This window comes from Corynebacterium kalidii (assembly GCF_022869005.1).
Classification (GTDB): Bacteria; Actinomycetota; Actinomycetes; order Mycobacteriales; family Mycobacteriaceae; genus Corynebacterium; species Corynebacterium kalidii.
Window position 1 is genome coordinate 105,981 of record NZ_JALIEA010000006.1, and the last position, 19,213, is coordinate 125,193.

Sequence of the window (19,213 nt, forward strand, 5' to 3'; positions counted from 1 at the left end):
CACGAGCTGTGAATAGTTACTCCACCCCCGGTCATGTCGCGGTCCTCGGAGGAGGGATCTTCGGGGTCTCCACCGCCGTCCAGTTGGCGCGCCGGGACATCCGGGTGACCCTGGTGACCGACGGCGCCCTGGCGTCCGGAGCGTCCGGACGGTCCCTGGCCTGGTTGAACACCGCAGGCCACCGCTCCCTGCCGTACCACACCCTCCGGCTCGCGGGCATCGACCGGTGGAAGACCTGGCGGTTGAACCACCCGGAACACGCGGACGCCCTGCAATTCTCCGGTGGGCTGACCTGGGCGGGCGACGGGGAGTCGTTCCGGGACCGCCACGACCATGAACGCTCCCTGGGCTATGACTCGGTGTGGGTCAGCGCCGACCAGGCCGCCGACCTGGTCCCCGGCATCGACCCGGGGGCCGTCGCGGCGGAAGGTGCGATCTTCAACCCCGGTGAAGGGTGGGTCGACCTGCCCACCGTCATCGGCGTCCTGGCCGCCGAGGTGCGTGACCGGGGCGGCCGCGTCGTCGAGAACGCCGGACGGTGCAGCGTCGTCACCGGGGACGGCCGGGCGACGGCGGTCGCCACCGGGGACGGCTCGCGGATCGACGCGGACGCCGTCGTGGTCGCCGCGGGGCCGCAGACACCGGCGTTGCTGGGGGAGACGGGGGTCGGTGTCGGTGACGACAGCCCCGCCGCCTTCGTCGCCGTGACCCGGCCGGTGGAGTCGGACCTGCAGACCGTCCTGAACACCCCGAACGTGGCGATCCGCCGTGCGGTCGACGGCGGCCTCGTCATGGACTCGGGATGGTCCGAGGAGACCGTCCGGGTCGCGGAGGACGGCTCGCTGGACATCGACGACGCGGTCGTCGCCAGGCTGATGGAGGAGGCGTCGGCCGTCCTCGCCGGGCACCCGACCCTGGAACTCGACCACATCGGCGCCGGCTACAAACCGATCCCCGGTGACGGGGAACCCGTCGTCGGCCGGGTGGACGGGGTCGACGGCCTGTACACCGCGTTCAGCCACTCCGGGGCGACCCTCGGGCTGCTCGTCGGGGAGCTCCTCGCCACCGAGATCGCGGACGGTGTCGCGTCACCGCTGCTGGACACCTTCCGTCCGTCGCGTTTCCGCCGGGGAGAGTAGCCCATGGCATCCCCCCACCTGATCACCGTCGGGGACAACGTCGTCGACCGCTACCAGGCGCTGGAGACGATGTACCCGGGAGGAAACTGCGTCAACGTCGCCGTCTTCGCCCGACGCTCCGGCCTCACGTCGTCCTACCTCGGAGCCGTCGGCGACGACGACGCAGGGACGCTCATCGCCGGCTCCCTCGACGCCGAAGGCGTCGGGACCTCCCTGCTCAGGACGGTTCCCGGCGGACAGACGGCGTGGTGTCTCATCGGACACCGTGACGGCGACCGGGTCTTCCTCGGATCCGACCTGGGGGTGTCACTGTTTACCCCGGACGCGGCGGACCTCGCGGCGATCGCCCGGGCGGACGCGGTGCACGTCGGCGCGTCCTCCCACATGGACGACTGGGTCGCCGAACTCGGCTCCCGGACGAAGGTGTCCTACGACTTCTCCACCTACGGGGACCGACGGCGTATCGCCGCAGTCGCCCCGCACCTCTGGCTGGCCACGGTGTCCGGCGGCGGCCTCACCGACACCGAGGTCGCCGAGCTGGCCGGCACCGTCACCGCGGCGGGCGCCGAATGGGTGCTCGTGACCCGCGGAGCCGCAGGTGCCGTCCTGTTCCACGGGGCCCGGCAGTGGTCCGTGGCGGCGACACCCACGCACGTCGTCGACACCCTCGGGTCGGGCGACACCTTCCTCGCGAGAGTGCTCACCGGACTGCTGCGCCACGAGGCCCCACCGGAGTTCCTCGCCGCCGCCGCCGAGGCCGCCGCCACGACCTGCGGGACCGTCTCCGCGTTCGGGCATCCCGCGCCGGACACCGTCGCCGCACAACACAGCCCCCACTGACAATCAGCACTGACAACCAGCACTGACAACCAGGCAACAACCAGAAGGAGTACCACCATGACCGACGGAACCTACCTCGGCCCCACCACCCCCGCCGCGATCCCCGACGACTACGTCCCGACCCTCCGGGAGGGGCTGTCCCTCTGGGACGGCATCGCCGCCTGGGTCCGTGACATCCCGGACCTCCGTCACATCTACCTCGTCGGCGCCGGCGGGTCGTTCGCCGGGCTGACGGCGATGAAGTACGTGCTCGACAGCCGGGCCGTCACGGCGTCGGACCACGTCAACCCGGCCGAGTTCGTGTCACGCGCACCACGGGGCGTCGACGGGACGTCGCTGGTGCTCGTCTTCTCCGGGAAGGGGGAGACCCCCGAGACCGTGCGTGCCGCCCAGTGGGCGGTGGCGCGTGGCGCCAACGTCGCCGCTGTGACGATGGGCGGCGACTCACCCCTCGCGGACGCCGTCCCCACGGCGTTCGTCGGGACGTCCGGCTGGGCAAACCAGTTGCTGCTCCAGCTGGTGGCGCTGGCGGTGCTGCAGCGCGAAGGGGTCGACGTCGCCGGGGAACTGGCCGCCCTGGAGGCGCTGCCGGAAGCGCTCGAGGCGGCGGTGCACGCCTTCGAACCCCGCGCCGCACGCATCGCCGCGGACATGAAGGACGTGCCGGTGACCTACCTCGTGGCGTCCGGGCCGCTCGTCGGGCCGGGAGAGACCTTCACCTCCTGTTTCCTGCAGGAGATGCAGTGGATGCACGCCGCCACGATCAACGCCAACACCTTCTTCCAGGGGCCCTTCGAGGTCTTCGACAGCGAGACGCGGAGTTTCCTGTTCCTCGGCGAGGACGCGACCCGCCCGATGGGGGAGCGCGCACTGGACTTCCTGTCCCGGTACTCCGGGGAGACGGTGGTGCTGGACAGCCGTGACCTCGACCTGCCCGGCATTGACGGTGACCAGCGTGGGTTCGTGGCCCCGCTGGTGTTCTACGCGCTGATGTTCCGCCTGGCCGCGCACTACGCCGCGGTCCGTGGGTACGCGCTCGAGGGCCGACGCTACATGTGGCAGTTCGCGTACTGAGCCGGGTGGGTCGTGCGGCGGGGGTCGCTGCCGGGGGTCAGGAGACTGCGGAGCGTACGATCTCGGCGATCCGCTTCTCGGCATCCGCATCGATGCTGTCGAAGTACCATGCGGCGGGCGTCAACGTCCCGTCTGCGCCCCCGGCAGGGGCGGTGGTGACTTTCTCGGTGAGGGCGAGGTTGAGCCGCTCGTCGTTACGGAGTGTCACCAGTGCCGGAGTACTTGCCGACGCGGCGTAGGCAGGCATCCCGTACCAGATCCGGGGTTTCAGGTCGGGGGCCGCGGCCATGATGATGTCGTGTGCGTGCTGCATGACGGACCGGCGTGGTTCGTCCATCCCGGCGATCTTGTCGAGTACCCGGGAGAGGTTCTTCGCGTCCTTAGACGACGATGATGACGGCATGGTGTGTCCTTTCCTCGACCGATGGCGGGGCATCGGTGGCGTGAAGTCGGCGCTGTCGTGCGCCACACCCCATCCGGACATGTCCTGATCTGGTCAGGCCTCTCCGCGATGATTCACGTGGTCGTCACGTGGAAGTGCGTGTGGTGGATCGAGCCACCGAGCTCAGGATACAGGACGGGTACAGGTGGGGAAAGGTCCGGGGTGGCAGCCCCCGGCCGGGGCCGTCGGGCCCGTGTGCGCCTGAGAACCCGGGGCGTTGGTGGTTTTGAGGCCCGGAAACCGACAATGGCCCGGGCTCCCAGGTAAGGGAGGGTCAGGGATTGGCCAGGGAATGGCCAAGGAATGGCCAGGTAAGGGCCCAGGCGACCGCCTCACCAACCCAACCACCCTCACCGCCCCACGATCCCCGCCTCGTAGGCGGCGATCACCAGCTGCGCCCTGTCCCGTGCGTCCAGTTTGGCCAGCAGGTTGCCGACATGGGTCTTCACCGTGCGCATCGATATGGTCAGGTCATCGGCGATCTCGCCGTTCGACCGGCCCCGGGCCACCAGGGTGAGCACCTCGGTCTCCCGGGCGGTCAACCGCGCCAGGCCCGCGACCCGCCCACCACCGGCGGCCGTGCGTGGCGAGTGGACGAAGTGCTCCACCAGCCGCGCCAGGATCGCCGGGGCGAACAACGACTCCCCGTCACAGGTCCGGCGCACCGCGTCGACCAGTTGGTCGGGCCGGGCGTCCTTCAGCAGGAATCCGCTGGCACCGGCGCGCAACGCCTCGTGGACGTACTCGTCGAGGTCGAACATGCTGAGCACGATCACCTTCGTCGCGGCCAGCGCCGGATCGGCGGTGATCCGGCGGGTGGCTTCCAGGCCGTCCTGACCGGGCATCCTGATGTCCATCAGAACGACATCGGGGAGCAGGGTCCGCGCCTGCCGGACGGCGTCCTCACCGTCGGCCGCCTCGCCCACGGAGGACAACCCGTCCGCGCCGTCGATGATCAGCCGCAGGCTGTGGCGCAGCAACGGCTGGTCGTCGACCACCAGCACCCGGATCACCGGAGGTCACCGTCCGGGAAACGGAGGCGGAGCCGGAACCCGTCGGCCTGTCTGAGCGTCGTCAGGGAGCCGCCCAGGCCCTCGGCGCGCCGGCGTAACGCGGACAGTCCGTGACCCGCCCCGGGCTGGGGACGGTGGTCGGGTGCGGGGCCCGCGTCCGTGACGGTGACGACAACGTCCCCTGAGTCCCCGCCGTCGCTGCCGTCGCGTCGTACGTCCACCGTCGCCGGTGTCTGCCCGGCGTGGCGCAGGACGTTGGCCAGTGCCTCCCGCACCGACGCGCACACCGCGACCTGCACGCCGGGGGAGACGTGGCCGAGCTCGCCGAGCCGCAGCTCGGCCGGGACGCCCGCGCCGACGGCTGCGTCGACGATCGCCGGAAGGTCCCCGAGCGTCTCCGCGGGACGCAGCGGCGCGTCCGGCGCGTCGTGCGCGGCGTCCGGGGAGCGCAGGACGGTGAGCATGCGGCGCAGCTCCGTCGTCGTCTCCCGCCCTACCGCCTCGATGTCGGCCAACGCGGCCCGACGTTCCGCGTCACCCTGCGGGCCTGTCGCGCCCGACGCCGCCGCCGCGCGGACGGTGATCAGGCCGAGACCGTGGGAGACCAGGTCATGCAGTTCCCCGGCGATGCGGAGCCGCTCGGTCTGCGTGGCCTTCTCCGCCGCCCACGTCTCCAGCTCCGCCTCGTAGCGACGCCGTTCCGACCGGGCCTTCAGGGCCGCGCCCGCGGCGAGGGCGAGACTCGTCCCCACCGCGGCCAGGACCGCCGTCCACGCGGCCGCCGGGCTGTCGACACCCATCGCCAGCAGCCCGCACAACACCAGGGCGATGGCCACGGTCGCGGCGAGCCACGTCCGCGAACGCCAGGTCGGCCGGTCATCATGCATAGCTCCGGAGTCTATCCGCCGGCGACGACGCCCACATCGGACCACGGTACGAGGGACCACGGTCCGTGGGGTCCGCGCGAAGTCCGGTCCCCGGGCCGATGACTGACGGCGCGCCCGCCGGGTGGGATGGGTGTCATGATCAGAATCGACAGTCTCACGAAGACGCGGGGACCACGGACCATCCTCGACGACGTCTCCTTCCAGGCCCGTCCCGGGGCGGTGACCGGGTTCCTGGGGCCGAACGGTGCGGGGAAGTCGTCCACCCTGCGGATCCTGCTCGGCATCGACCGGGCCACCTCGGGCACCGCCCTGGTGGACGGTAGGCCGTACCCGTCGCTGGACCGTCCCGTCACCCGCGTCGGTTCGCTGCTGGACGGGTCGGGCGCGCACCGCTCCCGCACCGCCCGCAACCACCTCGCCTGGGTCGCCCGCAGCAACGGGATCCCGTCGGGCCGGGTCGACGAGGTCCTCGCCGCCGTCGACCTGACCGACGCCGCACGCACCCGGGTGGGACGCTTCTCCCTGGGCATGGGGCAACGACTCGGCCTGGCGACCGCGCTGCTGGGCGAGCCGGATGTCCTGGTCCTCGACGAGCCGGTCAACGGGCTCGACCCGGAGGGCATCCGGTGGCTGCGCCGCCTGCTGCGTGCGCACGCGGACGCCGGGGGCACCGTCCTGCTGTCCAGCCACCTGATGGGGGAGGTCGCGGAGATCGCCGACGACCTCGTCGTGATCACCGGCGGGCGGATCGTCGCCACCGGCCCGGTGGCGGACGTGACTCGCGGCTACCCGACGTTGGAGGACGCGTTCTTCGACCTCACCGGCGGAACGGGGGTGCGGCGATGAGGACGACCGTCGGTGCGGAACTGCGCAAGGCGGCCACACTCCCCGCGGTGTGGGCCGGGGCGGCCGTGACGGTGGTGGGGTCGGTGGCCCTGGCCGTCCTCAACGCCGTCAGCGTGCGCGGCGCCGTGTCCTCCGGGCAGGAGGACATGATCGCCGATTCGTCAGGCACCTCGCCGTTCGAGTCCGCGGTCACGGCGATGCCGATCACCGGCGTGATCGGGGCGCTGGTCATCGGCGTGGTGGTCATCGGCAGCGAGTACACCGCGGACCGTGCCGAGTCCGGCGGCGGACGTCAGATCGCCACCACCCTGGTGTCGTCCCCGCGCCGGGTGGACCTGCTGGTCTCGAAGGTCGTCACGGTTGTGGCCCTCGTAGTCGCGACGGCCCTGGTGGCGGTCCCGGCGTCGGTCGGTGTGGCGTGGGTGGTGACCGGGTCCGTGGCGCAGGAGAGCGTGTCGCTGTCGGACGCCCTGCTGCGGTCCGGCGGGGCGACGCTGTACTGGGCGTGCATGGGGTTGATCGCCTTCGCCGTCACCGTCCTGACCCGCAGCGGGACGATCCCCCTGGTGGTCTTCATCGCCAACAGCTCGTTGGTGTCGGTGACGTTCCTGTTGAGCCGGGTGACCGAGCTGGCGAACTGGCTGCCGGACATGGCCGGACGCAACCTCTTCGGCATCGAGGGTGCCGAGGGCGGCCTGGAACCCCTGCCCGGTGCGCTGGTGATGCTGGCGTGGACGCTGGTGATGCTGGTCATCGCCGGTGTCGTCTTCGAACGACGGGACGGGTGACGTGATGGGTACCGTAGACACGCCGGCAGCCACACCGACGCGGAGCATCGCGCGCACCACGGCAGCGGAGCTGGAGAAACTGCGCACCCTCCCCGCGGTGACCGTGACAGTCCTGGCGACCGTGGCTTTCACCGTGGTGTTCACCGCGGCGATGGGAGGGCCGTCGGAGGATATGCCGGTGCTGCAGATCGTTCCCTTCCTGCAGGTCGGCATCATCCTGCTGGGGATCCTGCCGACCGCGCACGAGTACGCCGGGGGGCAGTTCCGGACCACACTGACCGCGGAGCCCCGTCGCGGGCACCTGCTGCTCGGCAAGACCGTCGCCACGGGCACCGTGGTGGCGGGCGCGGTGATCCTGACGCTGGGCAGCGGGGTACTGATGGCGACGGTGACAGGAGACTCCGGCAGCAGTACCCCCGGTGACGACGCAGCCCGCCTGCTCGGTGCCGCCGTGTATCTCGTCCTGGTCGGGGTGTTCTCCCACCTCGTCACCGCGTCGGTCAGGCACATGGTCCCGGCGCTGGTCGGGCTGCTGGCCCTGGTGGTGGTGTTCCCTCCGCTGGTCGCCGCGGTCACCGAGCACGCCCGCTGGCTGCCGGGGGAGGCCGGCGCGATGCTGTACCGGTCGCGGCCCGACGCGGTGCTGGGCCCGGTGGGCGGGGCGCTGGTTCTGGTCGGGTGGATAGTTGTCGCAGCGGTGGTCGCGGTTGTCCTGGCGCGCCGGCGGGACGGGTGACCTGACGGGACGGCGGCGGAGCGGCTGAGACCCCGGGGCGTGATGGGGATGTTCTGGCCTACCAGATCTTGTCCACCCAGGCGGAGTAGCTGGCGCCACCGGGCAGGAAGACCTGGCCGAGAGAGTACCTATCGGGGGTGCCCCCGATCCCGCGGTAGAACATGCCCGGCTGGGTGCGGCAGTTGCCCTCGGTGTACCCGCCGAAGACGGGGCCGATCCTCACGTCGTGGTTGATCCGGCACGCAACAGTGAGCGCCTTGGTTTCAGCTTCCGGCGCGGCACTCGCGGCCGGAGCGGCGAGGCCGGCAACGAGACCGGCGCCGGCGGCGGCGACAGTGGCGCGGGTGGCCCAGCGGCGGAGGGCGGACGGCCGGGTGGGCATGGACGGACTGGTGTGGGACATCGGGCACTCTCCTGTGATGGTGCGGAAGGCAGCGGAAGATAATGACAGAAACAGAGCGACGGTGACTGAGGACGTCATACTCAGCCGTCGCCGGTGGATCGATCATTACATAATCACTTAAGGGGCTCAAGGTTTTGCGCGATTCCGGTCTCAGTCGGCAACCGTCACGCGGTCAGTCCTCGTCGCGCCTGTCCCGGGGCTCCAGCTCCTGCATCCGCTCGGCGGCCCGGCGCAGCCGGTCCTTCCGTGTCTCCTGGTCGGCTTCCTTGATCTCCTCGAAGAGTTCCTCGTCCTCGTCGGAGTACTTCAGCAGCATCCGTGGCAGCGACAGGGTGACCACCAGTGACGGCCATACGATCCAGGCGTAGCTCAGGTCGACGACGAACTGCAGCACCAGGAAGGTCACCAGCGTCACCCCGAAGACCACCCCGTCGATGGTCTGCACCAGCTTTCCCCGCCTGCGCAGGCTCTCCAGCTCGGCGACCTCCGCGTCGCGTGGGGACGGCCCGGTTCCGGGAGAGGACGCGGCCACGTCGTCCTGCCCCGGTACCGCGACGGCCGAGCCGTGCGCGTCGAAGGGGAGCCCGCCGGGCAGGTCGGTGAACAGTGGACGCAGCTCGCCCACCGTCTTCGCCTCGGCGACGGTGCCCGAGCGTTCGTCGAACTCGTGCTCGTCCAGGCGGCCGTCGGCGAAGTGGGTCCCCAACGCGCTCAGCGCGTGGACCCTGTCGTTGTCGCTGAGGCGTAACCTGTCCACACCACGTGCGTCACCGGCGCCGCCCGCGTCACCCGTATCACTCATGTGGTCAGGCTACCAATACGTGCGGAATGGGCCGGTGCGCATGCACAATATGAGTTATGCAGGAACGTTGGGACCACCGCGCAGATCTTGCCGAGCAGGCAATCACCGAACGCCACGGCGGGCGGCTCTGGGCCGTGCCCCGGACCAACCTCGCCGTCGTCGCGTGGCCACCGACCACCCGTGACAAACTCTTCTACCACTGGCACTACTGGTGGCAGGCCCACTACATCGACTGCCAGGTCGACGCCGCCCTGCGCCGTAACACCCGGCTGCGCCTCAGCTTCATCCGGCGCACCGTCCGCGGCATGCGGATACGCAACTTCGGCCGGCTGACCCGCAACAGCTACTACGACGACAAGGCGTGGCTCGCCCTCGCCCTGGAGCGTGTCGAGCGCCTCGACCGCTACGGCAAGGTCCGCTACCGTCACGCCCTGGAACAGGACATCTTCGACGGCGTCGACCCCCTCACCGGTGTCATGCCGTGGCGTGTCGGCGAGACGTTCTACAACGTGCCCACCAACGGGCCGGTCGCGATCCTCGCCGCCCGGACGGGCCGGGTCGAGCTGGCCGAGCAGCTCGTCGACTGGGTCCACGCCAACCTCATCGACACCGACGGCCTGGTGATGGACGGGATCAAGATGAAGCTCTCGGGGCCGGAGACCGTCCCGGAGATCCACGCCTACTGCCAGGGGGTGATGATCGGGGCGAACCTGGAGCTCGCCCGCGCCCAGCGACGGGCCGCCGGTATCGACATGGACGCCGTGGACCCGGTCGGCACCCAGGCGCTCACCCGCGTGCACCGGCTCGTCGAGGCCGTCTCCCACCACATGACCAACCCGAACTGGTCGTTGGACTGGAAGGCGCAGGGCGGGGACAACGGCCTGTTCAAGGGGATCCTCGCCCGCTACCTCGCCCTGGTCGCGACCTCGTTGCCCGGCGACGACCGGGCCAGTGCAGCGACGCGGCGTCTGGCCCGACGGATCGTCCTGCGGTCGGCGGAGTCGGTGTGGCGCTACCGCCTGGAGGTCGACGGACTGCCGGTGTTCCCCGCGTCCTGGGGCGGCGACGCGGTCCTGCCGCAGGCCGGCGGGCTGATGGGTGCCGCGCTGGCCGGTTCCGCCGCCTCCGCGGAGATCCCGGAACGTGACCTGTCGGTCCAGCTCTCCGGGTGGATGCTCATGGAGGCCGCCGCCGCGGTCACCGACGACGGCGAATGATCCACCGCCGGGACCTTGGGTGACCCCGGAGGGGTGAGGGCGACTGACAGATCCGCCGGAGCACGGCATACTTGAACGGAGAACGCGGAACCCCACCCGTCGACCACACACGGAGGAACACCCATGCCCATCGCAACACCCGCCGTCTACCGCGACATGCTGGACAAGGCCAAGGAGGGCGGTTTCGCCTTCCCGGCGATCAACTGCACCTCGTCGGAGACGATCAACGCGGCCCTGAAGGGGTTCGCGGACGCCGAGTCCGACGGCATCATCCAGTTCTCCACCGGCGGCGCGGAGTTCGGTTCCGGGCTCGGTGTGAAGAACATGGTCGCCGGTGCCGAGGCGCTGGCGCACTTCGCACACCAGGCCGCGAAGCACTACGGCGTCAATGTCGCCCTGCACACCGACCACTGCCAGAAGGAGAAGCTCGACACCTACGTCCGTCCCCTGGTCGAGATCTCCCGCAAGCGCGTCGAGGCCGGTGAGAACCCGCTGTTCCAGTCCCACATGTGGGACGGTTCGGCCATCCCGATCGACGAGAACCTCGAGATCGCCAAGGACCTGCTGCCCCGCTGTGCCGAGGCGAACATCATCCTCGAGATCGAGATCGGCGTCGTCGGCGGCGAGGAGGACGGTGTCGAGGCCAAGGCCGGCGACAACCTGTACACCACCGCCGAGGACTTCGAGAAGACCGTCGACGCCATCGGCGCCGGTGACCGGGGGCAGCGCTACCTGCTGGCCGCCACCTTCGGCAACGTCCACGGCGTGTACAAGCCCGGCAACGTGAAGCTGCGCCCGGAGGTCCTGGACATGGGCCAGAAGACCGCGGCGAAGAAGCTGGGCCTGTCTGAGGACGCGCAGCCCTTCGACTTCGTGTTCCACGGCGGCTCCGGTTCCGAGAAGGAGAAGATCGAGGAGGCGCTGCGGTACGGCGTGATCAAGATGAACGTCGACACCGACACCCAGTACGCCTTCACCCGTCCGGTCGCCGGCCACATGTTCGCCAACTACGACGGCGTGCTGAAGGTCGACGGCGAGGTCGGCAACAAGAAGGTCTACGACCCGCGTTCCTACCTGAAGAAGGCGGAGGCCGCGATGAGCGAGCGTGTCGTCGAGGCATGCCGCGACCTGCACTCCGTCGGCACCACGCTGTCGAAGTAAGGGGCGGGGAACCGATGGCGGAACAGATCCGTAAGGGCCGTGACCTCTTCGGCGCGGAGCACCCGGAGGTACGTCTGCCGGTGGAGTTGGCCACCGCGGTGACCGGGTCGGAGTCCCTCGAGGAGCTCGAGACCCTGGCCGTGGCGAACCCGAAGGACTCCGGTGTGTGGGCCGCGCTGGCCGGCTACCACCTGTCCCAGGGTGCGGGGCAGGGGACCGAGAAGGTCACCGCCTACGCCTGCGCACGCACCGGCTACCACCGCGGGCTCGACGCGCTGCGTTCCAACGGGTGGCGCGGCACCGGCCCGGTGCCGTGGGCCCATGAGCCGAACCGTGGCGTCCTGCGCGCGATCATGATGCTCGCGACCGCGGCCCAGGCCATCGGCGAGGAGGACGAGTACATCCGGTGCCTCAACCTCGTCAACGACTGCGACCCGGGCGCCGCCGAGGCCATGTCCTCAGGTGCTGCAGGGTCTGACGGGGCGTCTCCGGAGGCGTAGGCGACGGTGCGGCGGCTGCTGCGGGCCGTCCCGACGGGCGCCCTCGTCCTGTTCCTGGTCTGGGCGTCCACCCCGTGGTGGCGGGTCACCGGCACATTGCCCGACAGCCTTGCCCGGTTCGTCCCCGCGGCGCAGGCGGTTTTTCCCGTCGCGGTCCTCGGGGCGCTCCTCTGCCTGGTGGTGGTGTGCTGGCAGGCGTGGCGACGACGCGCCGCATGGTGGTCCGTGGTCGCCGTCCTGCTCGTCGTGGGCGTCGTCCTGCCCGTCGGTACGGTGACCACCCGGTCCGGCGCCCTGGGGGAGGCGTCGCACGGTGACGCCCCGGGGGAGACGCTGCGGGTGATGGCGCTCAACACCTTCTTCAACGGTGCCGACGACGCGTCGGTCATCGACGAGACCCGCAGACTCGACCCGGACTTCCTCGTCCTCACCGAGACCTCTCCCGCGGAGGTCTCGGCGGTGGCGCGGGGGACAGGGCTGACCGCCACGGCGCCTGTCGAGGAGGGCGGCGGCGCGTCCGGCACGGCCGTCCTCGTCCGGCAGGACGCCCCGGCGCCGTCGCGGGTCACCGGTGACCACGGGCTGACCGGGCACCAGACCCCGTCGGTCCGGCTGGCGGGGTCCACACCGGTGGACGTCTACGGTGTGCACACCCTCCCGCCGGCGTTCAGTGACCTGGTCACCGGGTGGCGGGAGGACCTCGGCAGGCTGGCAGGCGGGTTCCCGGACGAGGGGATCCCGCTGGTCCTGGCGGGGGACTTCAACGCCACCGTCGCCCACCCGGAGTTCCGGGACCTCCTCGACCACACGGGGCTGACCAGGTGCGAGGGCGGTGGCTGGGTGCACCGGCCGGCGGGTGCGCCGACGTGGCCTGACCGGTTCCCGCTGGTGCGGATCGACCACGTGCTCGTCCGGGACGCCACCTGCACCGACGCCGGCACGGTGCGGGTCGAGGGGACGGACCACCGCGGGGTGTGGGCGGACATCACCGTCTGAGCAGGTCAGGGTGGGGCGGTCCGGCGGGCCCGGACATGTCCTAATGCGCCGCCTGCGTCCCCTTCGGGGTGATCAGGAAGACCGCGGTGCCGACGAGGACCATGAGCGCACCGCCGATGACGCCGGCCACCTGCAGTGAGTCGGTGAAGGCCTCGGCCGCGCTGGACGCCAGGGCCGGCAGTTGCGCCTCCTCGGCGATGTGCATCGCGGCGCCGAGGGATTCACCGGCAGGGTCGACGACCGCACCGGGCAGTCCGAGCCCGGAGGCCAGGTCGTGCAGGTGGTCGCGGAACACCAGCGCCGAGACGCTCCCCAGCACCGTGATGCCCAGCACGGCGCCGAGTTCGTAGGAGGCCTCCTCCAGGGCGCCGGCGTTGCCCGCCTTGTCCTCCGGGGAGCCGCCCATGATCATCGCCGAGGCGATGGCCAGTGAGCCCACGCCGGCCCCGACCAGGACCATCGCCGCGAGGATCGTCGGGTAGGTGACGTCGCCGGGGGTCAGGCCGATGTAGAGCAGTCCTCCACCGGCGAGGACCAGGCCACCGGCCAGGACGCCGCGCGAGCCGACCAGACGGCTCAGTGGGGGAGCGGCGATGGACGCGACGGCGGCGGCCACGGCGACGGGGATCAGCTTCACGCCGGTCTCGATCGGGCTCGCCCCGTCGACGAGCTGCAGCCACTGGGCCAGCAGCAACAGGGCGGCGATCATGGCGAACGTCGAGCCGAGGGCCGCGATGATCCCGGCGGTGAAGGGGCGGTTGCGGAACAGCCGCAGCTCCAGCAGCGGTGAGTCGCTACGCAGGCAGCGCACGGTGAACCAGGCGAGGACCGCCACGGCGGCGGCGAAGGCGGCCAGGGCCTCCGGTACGGCGAACGACGCCTCCTTGCCGAACTCCTTCACCGACCACACCAGCAGCACCATGCCCACCATGGACTGCACGGCGCCGAAGACGTCCCACCGTCCCGGGTCCGGCACCGTGGACTCGGGCAGCAGGTAATACCCGGCGATGATCGCCAGCCCCATCAGCGGGACGTTCACCAGGAAGGCGGCATGCCAGCTGAAATGCTCCAGCAGGATACCGCCGACCAGGGGGCCGAAGGCCGCGCCCAGGCCGGAGACGGCGGCCCAGATGCTCAGTGCGGTGGCGCGTTCCTTCAGGTCGGTGAAGATCACGCGGATCATCGACAGCGTCTGGGGCATGATCATGGCGCCGCCGACGCCCAGGAAGGCCCGGATCGCGATGATCTGGGCGGCGGAGTCGGCGACGAGGACCAGCAGGGAGGCGACGATGAAGAAGCTGTAGCCCAGCATCAGCATCTTCTTGCGTCCCCACCGGTCGGCCACCGCCGACCAGGACACCAGCAGTCCGGCGAGGACCAGGGAGTAGATGTCCACGATCCAGAGCTGTTGGGTGGAGGTCGGCTGCAGCTCCGCGGACATCTCGGGCAGGGCGATGTTGAGGATGGTCATGTCCATCGTGATCACCAGCAGGCTGGCGGTGAGCACGGCGGTGGCGGCCCAGCGGGCGGTGCGGGACATGCCGTCGGCGGGACGGGGGCGGCGGGCGGTGGGGCCGGTCGGTGTGGTCACGGTGAGTGCTCCTGGTGTGGGTCGGGCATGTGGAGGAGTGCGGTGAGCACCGCGGCGACGGATGCGGCGTCGGTCGGGGTGTCGTGCAGTGCGGCGTGGACGGTGAGTCCGTCGATGTAGGCGACGGCCGCCGAGGCGCGGGCCCGGCCGACGCGTCCGGCGAGCAGGTCGGTGAGCTGGTCGGACCACTGCAGGGCGAGCGTGCGCAGCGACGGGTCGGTCATGGCGGTGCTGATCATGGCGATGTTGGCCCGGACCTGGCGGGTGTCCTCCAGGAAGTCGGCCATGATCTGCGCGCAGGTGGTGATGACCTCGTCGACTCCGGCGGGGCTGTCGAGGTTGCCGAGGATCCGGGCGATCTCGGCGAGTTCCTCCTCGGTCTCGTCGGCGAGGGTCTGCAAGGCCTCGTCGCGGAGGTCGTCGATGCTGTCGAAGTACTGGGTGGTGGACCCGACGGCGACGTGGGCGCGGGCGGCCACCGCCCGGTGGGTCAGTGACGACGCGCCCTTCTCGCAGATCAGTTCGGCGGCCGCGTCGAGGATCGCCGCACGGCGGCCGGCGGGGTCGCGTTTGCCGGGTCGGGGTATCGCCGGGTGGTCCGGTGTGGGCACGTCTGCGGCCTTCCTGTTGATGGACATCTGTACATGTACATGTGTACAGGATCCGGGACGGGTGCCGCAACGGGACATGTCACAATGGACGCCATGACAGACAGCCGCAAACAACGGGACAGGCGGGCCCGGGAACGCCAACGGGAACGGGCGCGCGCCGGGGTGAAGTCCGCCGCGGAGTCCCTCCGGCGCTTCGCCGTCGTCGAGCGGGTCAACAGGGTGCGGGGCAGCTCGGTCTTCGCCCTGCAGTGCGCGGTCTCCGCGGGCCTGGCTTTCTACATCGCCCACAACATCGTCGGCCACGAACAGCCGTTCTTCGCGCCCATCGCCGCGGTCATCAGCCTCGGCGCCTACGGCGGCAAACGGGCCCGGCGGGGACTCGAACTGGTCATCGGCGTCGCCGTCGGCATCGGCATCGGCGACCTCGTCATCTCCCAGATCGGGGAGGGCGCCTGGCAGATCACCGTCGCGGTGTTCGTCGCCATGCTACTGGCCGTCTTCGTCGACAAGGGACCGATGGTCGCCAACCAGGCGGCGAGCTCCGCCGTCCTGGTGGCGACCCTCATCCCGCCGGGGGACCAGGCGGGCTGGGAGCGCATGGTCGACGCGCTCATCGGCGGCATCGTCGGCCTGCTCGTCGTCGCGGTCATCCCGAACAGCCCGTTACGCACCGCCCGACGGGAGGTCGCCAGCCTCATCAGCAAGGCGGCCCTGGTGCTCGACGACGTCGCCCAGGGCATCGAGGACCGTGACGAGAAGCTGATCAGGGAGGCACTGGTCACCGCCCGCAGCACCCAGACCGGTGTCGACGAGCTGATGTCCTCGGTCGGCGGCGGCGACGAGGTCGTCAACATCTCGCCGATCTACTGGTCCGCGCGCCGCTACGCCCGGTCGATGAAGCGGATCCTCGTGCCGGTGGACAACGTGATGCGCAACTCCCGTGTCCTCGCCCGACGCGCCGAGATCATGGTCGGCGACGGGGTCACGCCGAAACCGGACCTGCCCAGACTGATCCGGGACCTCTCCGACGCGCTGGGCAACCTCGGCACCCTCTACGCCTCGGGCGGTACGAGGGGCACCCGACAGGAGCTCATGGAGATCCCGGAGATCACCCGTCGGCTGCAGGTGCTGGCCGGCGCCGCGGACCTCTCCGTCGCCGAGGACTCGGGCCTGTCGGGCACCGTCGTGCTGGCACAGTGCCGGTCGATCATCGTCGACACCCTCCAGATCTGCGGCATGTCGCGGGAGTCGGCGATGTCCGTGCTGCAGCCCACCGTGGAGGACCCGCAGTTCCCGCCGGAGGTATGGGACGGTCGGGACGGTCGGAACGGGGGCGAACGGGCCTAGCGCCACCCGGGTATCCGATCCCGTCGGATACAGTATCGGTATGGCAACAACCGTTCTGTCCGACATCATCGTCAAGCGTTGGGACGACCTCGACACCACCGAGGTCTACGCGATCGCCCGCCTGCGCTCCGAGGTCTTCCTGCGCGAGCAGAAGGTCGAGGACGAGGAGCTCGACTGGCGCGACCTGGACGACGGCACCCTGCACCTGTTCATCCGCAGCGGACGCGAGGTCGTGGCCTACCTGCGGACCCTCTCGGTGCCGGCGCTGTGGAACGTCCCCGGTGCCGACCCCGTCCGCCGCGTCCTGGGGCGGGTGGCCACCGACCCCCGCTACCGCGGCCGTGGGCTGGCGGGTGCCCTGATCGGGCGGGCCGTGGAGCTGCACGCCGGTGAGCCGATCGTGCTCCACGCGCAGACCTACATCACCGGGCTCTACGGGGCCCACGGGTTCCGGGCCTACGGCGAGGAGTACGACGAGGGCGGCATCCCGCACGTGTCGATGGTCCGGGCGGGGTAGCCCGTCACCGTCGCACGAACTGACCGTCGCGCAGGTGCCGGTAGAACGTCACCTTCGAGGTGGGACGGGGGTGGACGACCCCGTCGCGCACCACGGTGAGCTCCACCCCGCCGGCCTGCAGGGCCCGTCCGGTCATCACCACGTCCGGGTCCACGCCGCCGGGCTCGGCGGGACGACGGAACAGTCGACGGCGGGGGACGTTCCGGGCGGCCTCGGCGTCCCACGTCGACGGGGTCACCAGCCGCGTGGCGGCCAGGCCCGGGGCGTCGACCGTGGGGACGAGCCGGGCGCCGAAGGCCCCGGGGCGCCCGTCCCACGCCCGTGCCGAGGAGTTGGCGAACAGCGTCCGGGAATCCACGATGATCTCGCCGACGAGTTCCGCCCCGCCGTGGAAGATCTCGGCGGAACCCAGTGTGACCAGCCCCGAGTCGTCGCGGACCACCGCGGTGGGGCGTACCGGCGCGGTCATCGCGAAGTTCAGGGCCGCCACGCTCGGTCCGCCGCCGGAGGCGTCCTCCGTCGTCAACTGCCAGTTCCGCGCCACCACCGAGGTGTCGCCGTCGCCGACGACCGGCACGAAGCCGACGGAGATCCACATCGCGTCGATCCGCATCAGCCGGGTGACCACCGCGGACAGTGCCGCGTCGGTGCCCACCACGACCACGCGCACCGGACGGTCCGGACGCTGCGGCGCGAACTGCGGGGCGCCCTGGTGGGGGACGTCCGGCGCCGCGGCGATCTCCTCCAGGCTGGGGGTGTCGTCGACCGGCAGGTGCGCGGCGGCGAGATCGTCGAGAAGCCGCAGGTCACGACGTCCCGGAAGGTCGGGGAGGGTGACAGCGTCGGCGACGAGGGCGCCGACCAGATCTGCGGCGCGTGGTCCGCACGCGAGCACAACGGTTGTCATGGTCGTCCAGAGTACGGGACGAAGATGCTGGACCGGACACGGTGAGCGGCTACACTGTTCAGTTGGTCAACGTACCCGGAACCGGAACGGAAAGCGACGGCAGAGCCAATGACAGCAATTATCGTGGTCGGAGCGCAGTGGGGCGACGAAGGGAAAGGCAAGGCCACCGACATCCTCGGCGGCCGGGTCGACTACGTCGTCAAGCCCAACGGCGGTAACAACGCCGGCCACACCGTCGTCGTCGGCGGCGAGAAGTACGAGCTCAAGCTCCTTCCCGCCGGTGTGCTCAGCGAGAACGCCGTCCCGGTCATCGGCAACGGGTGCGTGGTGAACCTCGAGGCGCTCTTCGAGGAGATCGACGGGCTCGAGGCCCGCGGCGCGAACGCCTCCCGCCTGCGCGTCAGCGCCAACGCCCAGCTCGTCGCGCCCTACCACCAGGTCCTCGACAAGGTCTCCGAGCGCTTCCTCGGCAAGCGCGCCATCGGCACCACCGGCCGGGGGATCGGGCCGTCCTACGCGGACAAGGTCTCGCGTATCGGCATCCGCGCCCAAGACCTGATGGACGAGTCGATCCTGCGGCAGAAGGTCGAGGGCGCGCTGAACCAGAAGAACCAGATGCTGGTGAAGCTGTACAACCGCAAGGCCATCGACGCCGATGAGATCGTCGAGTACTTCATGGGCTTCGCCGAGCGCCTCACCCCGATGCTCATCGACGCCGAACTGGAGCTCAACGAGGCGCTCGACGCCGGCAAGTCCGTGCTCATGGAGGGTGGCCAGGCCACCATGCTCGACGTCGACCACGGCACCTACCCCTTCGTGACCTCCTCGAACCCCACCGCCGGCGGCGCCTGCGTGGGCTCCGGCATCGGCCCCACCCGGATCACCAGCTCGCTGGGCATCATCAAGGCCTACACCACCCGCGTCGGTGCAGGCCCGTTCCCCACCGAGCTATTCGACAAGTGGGGCGAGTACCTGCAGACCACCGGCGGCGAGTTCGGCGTCAACACCGGACGTAAGCGCCGCTGCGGCTGGTACGACTCGGTCATCGCCCGCTACGCCTCCCGGGTCAACGGCTTCACCGATCTCTTCGTGACCAAGCTCGACGTGCTCACCGGCATCGGCGAGATCCCGATCTGCGTGGCCTACGACGTCGACGGTGTCCGCCACGACGAGATGCCGATGAGCCAGACCGACGTGCACCACGCCACGCCGATCTACGAGACGATGCCCGCCTGGGACGAGGACATCTCCGGCTGCCGCACCTTCGCCGACCTGCCGGAGAAGGCGCAGGACTACCTGAACCGGCTCGAGGAGCTCTCCGGCTGCCGCATCTCCTACGTCGGTGTCGGCCCGGGGCGCGACGAGACCATCGTCATCAACGACGTCCTCGCCTGAC

21 protein-coding genes are annotated in these 19,213 nt (G+C 70.6%); 13 read left to right on the forward strand and 8 right to left on the reverse strand.

The genetic code is table 11. The features are described from left to right. The first annotated feature begins 8 nt into the window (after positions 1 to 8). The 3 genes from MUN33_RS00950 to MUN33_RS00960 are packed head-to-tail and all read left to right on the forward strand — an operon-like array spanning position 9 to position 3,053. Positions 9 to 1,139: an NAD(P)/FAD-dependent oxidoreductase gene (locus tag MUN33_RS00950; protein WP_244803037.1), complete on the forward strand. Its 1,131-nt coding sequence runs from the start codon at positions 9 to 11 to the stop codon at positions 1,137 to 1,139. Between the two features lie 3 nt (positions 1,140 to 1,142). Next, positions 1,143 to 1,979 carry a PfkB family carbohydrate kinase gene (locus MUN33_RS00955; protein WP_244803038.1) on the forward strand — a complete coding sequence of 279 codons (837 nt, stop codon included), beginning with the start codon at positions 1,143 to 1,145 and terminating at the stop codon, positions 1,977 to 1,979. 57 nt (positions 1,980 to 2,036) lie between these two features. Next, entirely contained in the window at positions 2,037 to 3,053 is a 1,017-nt protein-coding gene (locus MUN33_RS00960; RefSeq protein WP_244803039.1) for an SIS domain-containing protein, read from the forward strand. A gap of 37 nt (positions 3,054 to 3,090) precedes the next feature. Here the strand turns inward: MUN33_RS00960 and MUN33_RS00965 are convergent, their stop codons facing one another. The 3 genes from MUN33_RS00965 to MUN33_RS00975 form a co-directional block, all read right to left on the reverse strand. Then, positions 3,091 to 3,456 (reverse strand): DUF1801 domain-containing protein, encoded by a 366-nt coding sequence (locus MUN33_RS00965; protein WP_244803040.1) that lies wholly within the window; start codon positions 3,454 to 3,456, stop codon positions 3,091 to 3,093. Between the two features lie 389 nt (positions 3,457 to 3,845). Further along, positions 3,846 to 4,508, reverse strand: a complete 663-nt coding sequence (locus MUN33_RS00970; protein WP_244803041.1) for a response regulator — start codon at positions 4,506 to 4,508, stop codon at positions 3,846 to 3,848. Further along, the gene (locus MUN33_RS00975; protein ID WP_244803042.1) at positions 4,505 to 5,395 is read right to left on the reverse strand and encodes a sensor histidine kinase; all 891 of its coding nucleotides are present in this window, start codon (positions 5,393 to 5,395) and stop codon (positions 4,505 to 4,507) included. Before MUN33_RS00975 ends, MUN33_RS00970 begins: the two co-directional genes overlap by 4 nt. A 135-nt stretch (positions 5,396 to 5,530) precedes the next feature. Here MUN33_RS00975 and MUN33_RS00980 point away from each other — a divergent pair, with 135 nt between their 5' ends. The 3 genes from MUN33_RS00980 to MUN33_RS00995 are packed head-to-tail and all read left to right on the forward strand — an operon-like array spanning position 5,531 to position 7,765. Next, a complete protein-coding gene (locus tag MUN33_RS00980) occupies positions 5,531 to 6,241 on the forward strand; it encodes an ABC transporter ATP-binding protein (RefSeq protein ID WP_369414909.1) in 711 nt (236 codons plus the stop codon). Beyond that, positions 6,238 to 7,029 carry a hypothetical protein gene (locus MUN33_RS14150; protein ID WP_305037363.1) on the forward strand — a complete coding sequence of 264 codons (792 nt, stop codon included), beginning with the start codon at positions 6,238 to 6,240 and terminating at the stop codon, positions 7,027 to 7,029. Before MUN33_RS00980 ends, MUN33_RS14150 begins: the two co-directional genes overlap by 4 nt. A gap of 4 nt (positions 7,030 to 7,033) precedes the next feature. Next, entirely contained in the window at positions 7,034 to 7,765 is a 732-nt protein-coding gene (locus MUN33_RS00995) for a hypothetical protein (protein ID WP_244803075.1), read from the forward strand. A gap of 58 nt (positions 7,766 to 7,823) precedes the next feature. On the opposite strand, the gene MUN33_RS01000 is transcribed toward MUN33_RS00995, so the two are convergent. Both MUN33_RS01000 and MUN33_RS01005 read right to left on the reverse strand, forming a co-directional pair. Next, a complete protein-coding gene (locus tag MUN33_RS01000) occupies positions 7,824 to 8,168 on the reverse strand; it encodes a hypothetical protein (RefSeq protein WP_244803044.1) in 345 nt (114 codons plus the stop codon). A gap of 172 nt (positions 8,169 to 8,340) precedes the next feature. Beyond that, on the reverse strand, positions 8,341 to 8,970 hold the full coding sequence (locus MUN33_RS01005; RefSeq protein WP_244803045.1) for a DUF1707 SHOCT-like domain-containing protein: 630 nt from the start codon (positions 8,968 to 8,970) through the stop codon (positions 8,341 to 8,343). 56 nt (positions 8,971 to 9,026) lie between these two features. Here MUN33_RS01005 and MUN33_RS01010 point away from each other — a divergent pair, with 56 nt between their 5' ends. The 4 genes from MUN33_RS01010 to MUN33_RS01025 all read left to right on the forward strand — a co-directional run bounded on the left by MUN33_RS01010 (position 9,027) and on the right by MUN33_RS01025 (position 12,844). Continuing rightward, complete coding sequence (locus MUN33_RS01010) at positions 9,027 to 10,187, forward strand: glycoside hydrolase family 76 protein (protein ID WP_244803046.1); 1,161 nt, start codon at positions 9,027 to 9,029, stop codon at positions 10,185 to 10,187. A 123-nt stretch (positions 10,188 to 10,310) separates the two neighbouring features. Further along, the gene (gene fbaA, locus MUN33_RS01015; protein ID WP_244803047.1) at positions 10,311 to 11,348 is read left to right on the forward strand and encodes a class II fructose-bisphosphate aldolase; all 1,038 of its coding nucleotides are present in this window, start codon (positions 10,311 to 10,313) and stop codon (positions 11,346 to 11,348) included. Positions 11,349 to 11,362: 14 nt separating this feature from the next. Further along, positions 11,363 to 11,848 carry a DUF3151 domain-containing protein gene (locus MUN33_RS01020; protein ID WP_244803048.1) on the forward strand — a complete coding sequence of 162 codons (486 nt, stop codon included), beginning with the start codon at positions 11,363 to 11,365 and terminating at the stop codon, positions 11,846 to 11,848. Positions 11,849 to 11,854: 6 nt separating this feature from the next. Next, complete coding sequence (locus MUN33_RS01025) at positions 11,855 to 12,844, forward strand: endonuclease/exonuclease/phosphatase family protein (RefSeq protein WP_244803049.1); 990 nt, start codon at positions 11,855 to 11,857, stop codon at positions 12,842 to 12,844. Positions 12,845 to 12,884: 40 nt separating this feature from the next. Here MUN33_RS01025 and MUN33_RS01030 read toward each other — a convergent pair whose 3' ends face one another. Both MUN33_RS01030 and MUN33_RS01035 read right to left on the reverse strand, forming a co-directional pair. Continuing rightward, a complete protein-coding gene (locus MUN33_RS01030; RefSeq protein WP_369414910.1) occupies positions 12,885 to 14,435 on the reverse strand; it encodes an MFS transporter in 1,551 nt (516 codons plus the stop codon). Then, positions 14,432 to 15,073: a TetR/AcrR family transcriptional regulator gene (locus MUN33_RS01035; protein ID WP_244803050.1), complete on the reverse strand. Its 642-nt coding sequence runs from the start codon at positions 15,071 to 15,073 to the stop codon at positions 14,432 to 14,434. Before MUN33_RS01035 ends, MUN33_RS01030 begins: the two co-directional genes overlap by 4 nt. 66 nt (positions 15,074 to 15,139) lie before the next feature. Here MUN33_RS01035 and MUN33_RS01040 point away from each other — a divergent pair, with 66 nt between their 5' ends. Then, entirely contained in the window at positions 15,140 to 16,393 is a 1,254-nt protein-coding gene (locus MUN33_RS01040; protein WP_244803051.1) for an FUSC family protein, read from the forward strand. Between the two features lie 40 nt (positions 16,394 to 16,433). Then, positions 16,434 to 16,910: a GNAT family N-acetyltransferase gene (locus MUN33_RS01045; RefSeq protein ID WP_244803052.1), complete on the forward strand. Its 477-nt coding sequence runs from the start codon at positions 16,434 to 16,436 to the stop codon at positions 16,908 to 16,910. Positions 16,911 to 16,914: 4 nt separating this feature from the next. On the opposite strand, the gene MUN33_RS01050 is transcribed toward MUN33_RS01045, so the two are convergent. Then, on the reverse strand, positions 16,915 to 17,817 hold the full coding sequence (locus MUN33_RS01050; RefSeq protein WP_244803053.1) for a hypothetical protein: 903 nt from the start codon (positions 17,815 to 17,817) through the stop codon (positions 16,915 to 16,917). Positions 17,818 to 17,925: 108 nt separating this feature from the next. On the opposite strand from MUN33_RS01050, the gene MUN33_RS01055 reads away from it, so the two are divergent. Then, positions 17,926 to 19,212: an adenylosuccinate synthase gene (locus MUN33_RS01055; RefSeq protein WP_244803054.1), complete on the forward strand. Its 1,287-nt coding sequence runs from the start codon at positions 17,926 to 17,928 to the stop codon at positions 19,210 to 19,212. Position 19,213: the final 1 nt, after the last annotated feature.